The sequence below is a fragment of the Pseudoflavonifractor capillosus genome, from assembly GCF_016899775.1.
Classification (GTDB): domain Bacteria; phylum Bacillota; class Clostridia; order Oscillospirales; family Oscillospiraceae; genus Lawsonibacter.
Genome location: NZ_JACJJE010000090.1, coordinates 1 through 8,161 on the forward strand (window position 1 = coordinate 1; position 8,161 = coordinate 8,161).

Genomic DNA, 8,161 nt, shown 5'->3' on the forward strand with positions numbered 1-8,161 from the left:
GTATCTACAGTACGAAATACCTCTATTGATTACTTAAAGATGTGGCAGGAGGAGAAGGACCGGCTGGTCAATTTAGATGATCTCACGACACAAGAAGCTGAGAGCGGCCGGTCGATGGATGAGACGCTCATTTTTCAGGAAAAGATGGAACTCTTGAAGACAGTCTGGCCTAAGTTGGATGCTGAGACGAGATTGGTCCTTGAAGGGAAATACATTCTGGGGTATGATAATGAAAAGATCAGCCAACTGTTGGGATGCCGCCCTTCCAGTGTGCGGATGAGGCTGACACGGGCCAGACGAAAGGCCTTGGAGTTGATGCGGAAGGAGGGGAAAAGATATGACAGACCATGAACGCTTGAGGGAACAATATGAGGACGCCCTGTTTGCCCTTTTGATGGAAGGGGTGGCGGAGTCGGAAGGCGAAGAGGCCCTTCGGCTGAATGAGGAGCTGAAGAAAGATCCGAACGCAGAGGTGCCGAAGGATGTGCAGAAGCGCTGTGAGAAGACGATTCGCGCTGCTTTTGCTCAAAAGCAACTCCGAGCCACCGGGCGGACTGCAGCCCGATGGCTCACACGAGTGGCTGTGGTCGCTGCCTTGGGAGGGGTCATGTTCACAGCAGCTTTTGCTCTTTCGGAAGATGTGAGAGTAGCCACACTAAATGCGCTGATTCAAGTGATGGACGATCGGACACAAATCAGTTTTGAAGGAAATCAAATGGAAGATCATCGCTCCTCTTCAGGAACTGTTCCTGGATTGAAGTATCAATATAATATTGCACTAGAATGGTTACCAGAGGGATACAGTCTCGTTTCCGGCTGGACCATTAAAGATGGAGCTAGTGATCATGCAGTTTACGTGAACTCAGAAGATAGTGAAATTATGATCGATATAAAACCATATAATTCCAGTTTAATCTATACTTTTGATACAGAGGGGACTACATCAAAAGAAATAGAAATTCAAAATCATAAGGCAACATTATATACTAAAAATGAAAACATGCTTAAACAAATACAATTAAGTATGCCGCAGATATGGAGCGATTTAACTGTATTTTGGATTGATGATTCGAGACAAGGTGTATATTGTATTTCTGCAACAAACCAAACTGAAGCAGACATGATCAAATTGGCAAACGGAATACACTGGAATGGTTAATTAATATTGTGTTGCATTTCAGACTGTTTGTAGTCTCCTTAAATGAACCTAAGTTCAAAAGGAGGCTTATAAACATGAAAACTCAATTAAAAAGCATTTTAACAGCGGGTGTATTGGTCTGCAGTTTAGCTACATTTACCATTCCTACTGCAGCAGCAGAATTACCCCAATTTCTAGGAAGTTATAGCTCATTTATTTCTGCACGATATGTAGGAATGAGATTGTTTTATGCAGAGTTAAACATTTCAAATGCCGGCTTAGCAACTTCCAGTGGAACAATTGAGGCAAGGAGTGGATATACATGTGATGCAACACTTGAACTGCAAAGAAAACAGGGTTCGTCTTGGATTACAGTTAAGAAATGGGATGATAGCGGCAAGAGTATGTCTTTCAAAGAAAATTGGTACGTCACCAGTGGTTATGATTATCGTATAAAACTTTCTGCAGATGTTTATGATACCAGTGACAGTCTTATTGAGGCTTTAACAACGTATTCTGCTGTTGTGGAGTATTAAGTAAAGCCTGATATATATCCATACAGGGAATATTCCTGTATAATTTAGACGCATCGAATCGTGATTTAATTATCAAACTGGTTGGAGTCCTCTAATTATCTGTGCATTCGAATCCATTGCTCAGAATTTCATAGTAATATAATGAAGAGCAAGCAAAAGCGTCGGTGTTGAATTATTTCAGCACCGACGCTTCAGTCTATCAAAAATTTTTTAATGGAAAAAACGATAAATATTTTAAATTTAGAGAGTGTGTCTAAAATTCTGTGTAAACTCCATAAAGGGTGGAGAACAGAGCAAAATTTATATGGGGCGGCAGCAGCTTATGCGTCGGCCGCCTTGTATGCAGCATAACGTGTGGAAGGTGGGAAGTCAAGGACGTTGCAACTGTTGACTTCCCGGTCCGGCAGTATCACTCAGGCATGCGTTCAGCGAAGAAGACTGCCATCTGGGCGTGAATCACGCTCCAGTCCTGGCGGCGGCCAGTCCATTTTGGGATAATGTCTATCATGGCCAGGTACAGCATTTTCAGCAGACTATCGTCGGTGGGTAACACCGATTTGGCCTTAGTTACTTTCCGCAGTTGGCGGTTGAATCCCTCAATGGCGTTGGTAGTGTAGATGAGCCGGCGTACCTTTTGAGGATACTTGAAATTGGTTTTCAGGTTGGCCTAGTTATCCCGCCAGGACTGAGAGATTTTGGGGTATTTCTTATCCCAGCGCTCCCTGAACGTATCCAGGGCATCCAGGGCGGCCTGCTCGTCCACAGTGGCATAGACCGCCTTCAAGTCGGCCATGAGGACCTTCAGATCCTTGTAAGACACATGCTTACTGGAATTGCGCAGCTGGTAGATGATGCAGTTCTGGAGCTCGGCCTTGGGGAAAGTGGCGTGGATGGCCGCGACAAAACCGGTCAAATTGTCCGTACAGGCAATGAAAATGTCCTCTATGCCCCGGTTTTTCAGGCCATTGAGTACGGTGGCCCAGAACTTGGCACTCTCGTTCTCCCCGCCCCACATGCCCAGCACATCCTTGCGCCCGTTCAGGTCAATGCCTATAGCGATGTACACCGCCTTCTTCACAATCTGTCCCTCGTTGCGGACATGGTAGTGAATCGCGTCCAGAAATACCACTGCGTAGATGGCCTCCAGCGGCCGCTGCTGCCACTCCCGGGCCACAGGCAGGATTTTGGCTGTGATCCGGCTGACTGTGCTGTCCGAGACGGAAATCCCGTAAATATCCTGGACATGTGCCTCAATATCTTCAGTGGTCATTCCCCTTGGCATACATGGACAGAATCTTTTCCTCAATGTCCTGGCTGATACTGGTCTGGTTCTTTTTCAGCACCTGTGGCTCAAATTCCTCCTTCCTGTCCCGGGGCACAGAAACCTCTACATCCCCAAAGCTGGTGCGCAGCGTCTTGCTACTGTGCCCGTTGCGGCTGTTGTCTATGTTCTTATTTTTGTAGTCGTACTTGCGGTAACCCAGCTCGTCGTCCAATTCCGCCTCTAAGCCGTTCTCCATAAACTCGGCAATGGTTTCTTTAAACAAGTTCTGGATGTCATCCATGCTGCTGATGTTTGCCATCTGCAGCAGTTTGCGGCTCTTCTCTCGCCGGGCCTTTTCTTCTGGGGTGCGATTCTTTCTGGCCATAGTAAAACCTCCAATGTGGTGCTCCTATTCTACACCACATTAGAGGTTTATACAAAGCTTGGGATGGACTCAATTTAGATAAATTTGGATTTATCTATTACTCTTTTCCAAATTATTTTCTCTCTTTTTTTCACCTAAATTAACTGGTTCCTGATACAATACTAACTCATAAAGCAAGAGTTTAAATAACGCTTCTTCATACTGTTCTATTAAATACTCATGATATGTCATTTCCAGGTTCCTTATTTGCAACTAAACTACTTCCGGCCTCTTATCAAATCAATTAATCAGCTATTTCATCAATCTGATCATTAGATATATCTCCCTTCTCGTTAATGTCTGTCATTTCGTCTTCCTCACTTTCAGCACTATCTCCACTTTCAAATATAACCGAATCATTGTGCAAAGTACAAACCCCCATCATTTTCCAGTTCTGAATAGTGTATATTGAATCCTTGCTACTAATACTAGGTAGGTTTTCCCTGTTAATATTTAGCAGAGAAAATTGAATTTGATTGGGACAAAATTCATTATTTGCATAATATAGTCCCTCAACCATTCTCCCGTCAAGTAAAACAGGATTATCAGCACAGCCATTGACGGTTTCATGTATGCTACAGTATTCTGATGGAACATCTTCTGATGGACACATCACATATTCTAGTCGTGATCCCCTGGGATCAAGCTCACAGGCCTCAGTAGCTTTCATCCCGCTATCCTTACAAATTGTAACAGTTGTAGTATCCAACTGAGTGAAATAGTTTTTTTCTGCTAATCCCTCATGTACAGGCGTCATTACTTGCTTCCACAATTGAATTGCCGGGTTTGTGCTGCTAGCAATCTTTTCTGGAGTTTCATATCCAACCCAAACAGCAGCAGTATAGTATGGGGTATACCCTACAAACCATTTATCGTAGTTATTGTCAGTCGTTCCTGTTTTTCCTGCTGTTACTATCCCATCAATTGATGCACCTACTCCAGTGCCATTTAGAACGACTTCCTCAAGAAGTTCATTAATATACCAAGCAGTTTTATCTGAAATAGCCAATTCATTCGTTCGATTTGATTTATCCAAAATAACATTTCCGTTCGAGTCTTTCACTTGACTATATGTTGTAGGTTCTATATATACACCTCCTCTTGGAAAAACTGAATATGCGGCAGCCATTTCCCAAGGGGTGACTCCATTAGTCAATCCCCCTAAAGCTAATTGGGCCAGTCCTATATCTTCCGGAAGTATACTTGCATTTGAAAAATGAAAGTTATTTTGTATGAATGCATGTGAATTTGTTGTTCCAACATCGTTTAAAACTCTAACAGCAACAGCATTCGATGATGTTGCAACTGCCTCCTTTATTGACGTCATCCCGTTATAATAGCCATATGCGTTATGAGGCCAAACATTACCATCATTAATAATAGGATAGTCGTCATATGTAGAAAATGATGTAATAAGATTTTTTTCAAGAGCAGGTGAATATACTGATAAGGGTTTTATACTAGAGCCAGGTTGGCGATGCGCGCTTGTAGCCATATTGAATATGCGATTTTGTTTCTTTTCCCCCAGTTGCCCAGCAATAGCAACTACTCGTCCTTCAGGATTAATTATTACAATTGCTGACTGTATTTCTTGACCAGACTTAGATTTTAAGGATAAACTTTCTTTCAGGTACACATTATCAACCATTGTCTGAATCTCAGCATCTACATTTGTGTATATTGAAAGGCCTCCTGAATATACCAAGTCTGTCGCAACTCTTTCTGTATAATTATAGCAATCCATTAAGTCCTGAATTACCTCTGTGATTACTGTTTCTGTATACCAAGAATAGATTCCATCTGATGCTGACGTTTTTGTTTGAGGATCATAAGTTATTATTGTATCTATATTCTCCAAAGCAGCAACGGCCTCATTATATTCTTTTTCAGTAATTTGTTCTTGTTCTAATAGCAGATCTAACACTAAGTGTGCTCGGTTTGACAAATTATCTGTTTGGGTATATGGATCATAAAGAGAAGGATTGTTGGTGATACTAATTAGAATTGCGCATTCTTCTAACGTTAGATCCCGCACATCTTTTCCAAAGTAATAGCTTGACGCTGAAGCAATTCCATAATTTTGATGTCCAAAATAAATGTAATTAAGATAGTATTCCAGAATCGTTTCTTTCGTATATTTTTGCTCCAAATTTAATGCTCTAAATATTTCCAACAGTTTTCTCTTTACGGTTACTTCATCTTTTTGAGTCATATTTTTTATCAATTGTTGAGTAATTGTGGATCCTCCTTCTATTTGTCCACCGGTAAACATTGAAATTCCACCCTTTACTGTTCGTATCCAATCTACACCATGATGGGTCCAAAATCTTTTGTCTTCTATTGCAACAGTTGCATTAATAAGATCTTGTGGTATTTCACTGTATTCAATCCAAATTCTATTTTCTGAGCTAAATAATCTTTCATATTCATTCCAATCGCTATCGGTTTTGTAATATAACGTTGTTGATAATTTTGGTGAGAATGAAGTAAGTGAAATCTCGGCCTGAGGTAGTATAATATTTTTGATATAAAGGGAGAAGATAAAACAAAAAAATACAAATGTAGTCAGTACAATAAGAAACAGTGTCCCACAGACTTTAAGCAAAAGCATTTTGGGAGGCCGATAATTCATAAACACATCTCCTGCTATAGTTTTTGATCAATAATAGATTGGGGTTTCTATATAATCTACCAATTATATTTTGTCAATTACATGCCAAAAAGTCACAAAAAAAATAGATCTTCTCTTTGTGACAATCATATATTGCGTGAACAATATATAGATAGAAAGATCTTTCTGCAATTAAATTACTTAAGGAGGGTATGAGTCTTATGAAACACAAAATTAGAAAGCTACTTACGGTAGTTTGTTCATTTGGTATCCTCATGGGTATGATTGGTAGCACATCTGCCGTTGACACGCGCGCATCTACGATTCCCACATCGCTTGCTCCGGATTCCTGGTACATTGTAGATCACCAATGGACATGTAAAAGTTTAACCTATTCTTCGTATTATTTCGACCTAGGAATTGATGGGTATGCAGAAATTAATGCCAGATGCGATAAACCTTTTACGCTAGAAGTATATAATCTAGATGGAGAACTTTTGGTATCTGACCGCGCATCCTATCGAAACTCTGCTTATCGTGCATCTATCGAAGAAGACTATACAGTTATTGACCGGTATTTCTACATTGTATTGAAAAACACAAATAGTAATACAAGTATTACCTTGGATGATGATGCCTATTACTCTGTCTATGTAATACCTAACGGTTGGGCATAAATAACGGGAGGTATATTTATGAAACGATTTTTTGCCCTTGTTTGTGGCATTGTTCTAGCTTTAGGAACCATTGGAAATGCGGCCGCAAGTCCTATTGACACACAGCAGCTGGATTTGGAGAATTCTTATGTTCAAACGCCTTCCCCCCGTGCCTCTACTAGACCTAATAAAGTACAAGATAAAGATTGGTGGGCAGAATTGCACCAGTTTACATGTAAATACTACACGTATTCGTCGTATTTATTCGACTTGGGCTTAGAAGGGTATGGCTCAGCTTCTGCCCAGTGTAATAAGCCGTTTATCATTGAGGTTTATAACGACGACGATGAATTGGTTGACAGTGAAACTGCCACGAAAAATGGAGGGGTATATAGAGCTAACTTTTCCTTTGGCGTTTATGATGTTGGGAGATATGGTTATATTATCATTAGAAATGCAAATCCTGATGATCCTATTACATTAGATGATCAGGGAACCTATTCGGTTGATCTCTTCCCTTACTCTAGATCGGTATAATTTTGAATTAATCTAATCAATATAGTTTTGCTAAACTAAATCCGCCATTTGGACAAAAGTCCAGATGGCGGATTTAGTTTTTTATTGTACAGCTTCTAATAACATATTTCATGCATACAAAAGCGTTAATATCTAATTACACATTCCAATCACAGATCACTGAGAATAGCTCCAGTATCACAGACAAATAGTCTCTAGGACAAATGCTTATAATACTCTACATGTTTAAAAAGAATTTTACTAGGTCACGCGATCTTTTAAGTCTCATTTTACATGCAGAAAGACTTATATTGTGGGCCAGCGCTATATTTTTAATGTCAATTCCTTTGAAATAATAATCTACGAAAATATCATAGTACTGCTTAGATAAACATTTTTTTAGCAACAAAATCAAAGTCTCTTTAGATATAGAATCAAACGTGGCAATTTCTTGGTTTTCCAAAGGAAAAACAAGATTTTGCTCTTTTATGTAAATTCGATTCAAATTCCTTATCCTATTTTTTAGAGTAAGCACTAACCATTTTGATGGACATGGATGTTTGACAACCTCATCAGCCTTAGAAATAGCGATTATAAAAGTATCCTGTACCACATCCTCAATATCGTTTTTATTTTTTAGCAATCGAAAAGCAATTGAAACAAGACGTCTCTTTTCTTGCGCATATAAGTTAAATAGAAACTGCTCTTTTTCATACTGTGTCATTTATGCACCACCTCTCCATTTCATCAAATTTAATATTTACCCTATATGACAAAAAAACGAGAAAGTGCAACAAAACAAGAAAGAACAACAAAATTAAGCTTGATAAATTATTTCAACTACAATAATTTCACAACCGTTAGTTCAAATCACTGACGTAGTGTTTCATAAATAAAAATGATGAGTCACCTATACAGATATGTGCGGCATTCCAGTCTGTAGCTCCATAAGGGGTACCGCTCTATTGTAGGGGTGGCAAAATAACATTGGACGTGGGCTGCAAAAGAATTGCCGA

Annotated in this window: 8 protein-coding genes and 1 pseudogene; 5 read left to right on the plus strand and 4 right to left on the minus strand. The window is 39.8% G+C overall.

What is annotated here, in order from left to right; all coding sequences use genetic code 11:
- From H6B31_RS15830 to H6B31_RS15840, 3 genes are all read left to right on the plus strand, one after another.
- The coding region (locus H6B31_RS15830) for an RNA polymerase sigma factor (RefSeq protein WP_204899383.1) at positions 1-351 on the plus strand (351 nt) is incomplete at its 5' end.
- A complete protein-coding gene (locus H6B31_RS15835; protein WP_204899384.1) occupies positions 338-1,159 on the plus strand; it encodes a DUF4367 domain-containing protein in 822 nt (273 codons plus the stop codon). The genes H6B31_RS15830 and H6B31_RS15835, both read left to right, overlap by 14 nt.
- A gap of 74 nt (positions 1,160-1,233) precedes the next feature.
- Positions 1,234-1,674: a hypothetical protein gene (locus tag H6B31_RS15840; protein ID WP_204899385.1), complete on the plus strand. Its 441-nt coding sequence runs from the start codon at positions 1,234-1,236 to the stop codon at positions 1,672-1,674.
- 409 nt (positions 1,675-2,083) lie between these two features.
- On the opposite strand, the pseudogene H6B31_RS15845 reads toward H6B31_RS15840, so the two are convergent.
- The 3 genes and pseudogenes from H6B31_RS15845 to H6B31_RS15855 all read right to left on the minus strand — a co-directional run bounded on the left by H6B31_RS15845 (position 2,084) and on the right by H6B31_RS15855 (position 5,994).
- Positions 2,084-3,323 (minus strand): annotated as a pseudogene (locus H6B31_RS15845) (IS256 family transposase).
- A gap of 90 nt (positions 3,324-3,413) precedes the next feature.
- The gene (locus H6B31_RS15850; protein ID WP_204899386.1) at positions 3,414-3,554 is read right to left on the minus strand and encodes a hypothetical protein; all 141 of its coding nucleotides are present in this window, start codon (positions 3,552-3,554) and stop codon (positions 3,414-3,416) included.
- A 52-nt stretch (positions 3,555-3,606) separates the two neighbouring features.
- On the minus strand, positions 3,607-5,994 hold the full coding sequence (locus tag H6B31_RS15855; protein ID WP_204899387.1) for a transglycosylase domain-containing protein: 2,388 nt from the start codon (positions 5,992-5,994) through the stop codon (positions 3,607-3,609).
- Positions 5,995-6,194: 200 nt separating this feature from the next.
- On the opposite strand from H6B31_RS15855, the gene H6B31_RS15860 reads away from it, so the two are divergent.
- The gene (locus H6B31_RS15860) at positions 6,195-6,650 is read left to right on the plus strand and encodes a hypothetical protein (RefSeq protein ID WP_204899388.1); all 456 of its coding nucleotides are present in this window, start codon (positions 6,195-6,197) and stop codon (positions 6,648-6,650) included.
- Between the two features lie 18 nt (positions 6,651-6,668).
- Positions 6,669-7,166 carry a hypothetical protein gene (locus H6B31_RS15865; RefSeq protein ID WP_204899389.1) on the plus strand — a complete coding sequence of 166 codons (498 nt, stop codon included), beginning with the start codon at positions 6,669-6,671 and terminating at the stop codon, positions 7,164-7,166.
- A 217-nt stretch (positions 7,167-7,383) separates the two neighbouring features.
- Here H6B31_RS15865 and H6B31_RS15870 read toward each other — a convergent pair whose 3' ends face one another.
- Positions 7,384-7,869: an RNA polymerase sigma factor gene (locus H6B31_RS15870; protein WP_204899390.1), complete on the minus strand. Its 486-nt coding sequence runs from the start codon at positions 7,867-7,869 to the stop codon at positions 7,384-7,386.
- Positions 7,870-8,161: the final 292 nt, after the last annotated feature.